The sequence below is a fragment of the Acetivibrio straminisolvens JCM 21531 genome (assembly GCF_000521465.1).
Lineage (GTDB): Bacteria > Bacillota > Clostridia > Acetivibrionales > Acetivibrionaceae > Hungateiclostridium > Hungateiclostridium straminisolvens.
The window spans coordinates 1-902 of record NZ_BAVR01000173.1 but is presented as its reverse complement, the minus strand read 5'-3'; the positions used below and the strand labels follow the sequence as shown (position 1 = coordinate 902).

The following is a 902-nucleotide window of genomic DNA, read 5'->3' as shown; positions in this document are numbered from 1 at the left end:
AATTGAAGATTATTTAAACGGTATAGAGTATTTGGAAAATGTCGGTGAAGAAAAAGTATGGTATATTGATCTTTTGTGGATGCTATCGTTAGGTATACTTTTAGAGGTAGACAAACAAGATTTAAAAAGGCTTGCTTGTGTGATAGAGAAGCAAAAAAAAGAAGACGCACTGATGGATTTTCTTTTAAAAGCTTGTGATATAGGATGGAATCATAATACAAGCAAATATGAGAGAAAAAATCCATATGCAAAGACGGCTGAAATTATACAAATGGCACTGTATGATAAAGACAAGGAAAAATCTTCGAAAAGGCTTCAACAATATGTAGAGAAAGAGTGGATTAAGGGACATAATGATCTGGACTTCAAAAATGCGCATAAAGAACCCGGTTACGTTGGCTTGTGGAGTTTCGAGGCGGCAGCATTGGCAAAGATACTGGGATTGGATGACAGTGCACTGAAAGATAACAACCATTACCCTTATGATTTAGCACATTATAAAAATGGAATGAGTTTTGATTTAAGTTGGTATAGTGTACCAAAGGAAGAGGAAGATAAGGAAGAAGAAACGGTGGTATATGGTATACCGGGTAATCCTGAGTTGGAGAGAATAATACCTGGGAGATTCCACAGTTTTGTAAATGAGATAATAAATGATTATAAAACACTGCCGGACGAAGAGTTTTGGAAGAAGTATAATTTGAAAGAAATCTGGTTTGATGTGGAGGAGTATAAGGATGATAATAAAGACAAGAATTTGTTGGGTACGATTATAGTGTTCATGCTGGTGGAGAAGGAATATATTTTGCAGTTGGATTATAAGGAAGAGCTGATAGACTATATAGATAGTATACATAATTACTGGCCGGGGAAAGAAGTTAAGCTTGTAAGCTTTGAATTGG

General features: G+C 35.4%; 1 protein-coding gene. It reads left to right on the top strand.

What is annotated here, in order from left to right; all coding sequences use genetic code 11:
- Positions 1 to 902: PoNi-like cognate immunity protein (locus JCM21531_RS17355; RefSeq protein ID WP_038291723.1), on the top strand; the 902-nt coding region annotated here is incomplete at both ends.